1 protein-coding gene is annotated in these 287 nt (G+C 58.5%); it reads right to left on the bottom strand.

The genetic code is table 11. From position 1 onward, the window contains the following. A partial coding sequence (locus EN852_RS42070) for a hypothetical protein (RefSeq protein WP_210238342.1) occupies positions 1-211 on the bottom strand: 211 nt, incomplete at its 3' end. Positions 212-287 lie beyond the last annotated feature (76 nt).

The raw sequence follows: 287 nt of genomic DNA, 5'->3' as shown, positions 1-287 counted from the left end.
CCGCAAGCACCGCCCGATAGCTTATCCACGAGGCGGCGGCAGCCTCCACGTCCGACTCTGTAATGGACGCGTGCACGACCGCCTCTACAAAGGGCCGCCACCGAATATTCTGCCAAACCATCGGGTAACCCGCCTTAAGCGAGCTCAGTTCGTCCTGCGCGACCGTCGAAGACGACCCTGCTCCCGCGAACTGCGGCAACATTTCCTGCATGCGTCATTCCTCGTTTTTGGCGAGACAGCGGGTTGTTTTCCTAAAGCCAAACATAGCCGACACTGACTGACTTATC

Source organism: Mesorhizobium sp. M2E.F.Ca.ET.209.01.1.1, assembly GCF_004010375.2.
Taxonomy (GTDB): Bacteria; Pseudomonadota; Alphaproteobacteria; order Rhizobiales; family Rhizobiaceae; genus Mesorhizobium.
This window is presented reverse-complemented; position numbering and strand designations above follow the sequence as displayed.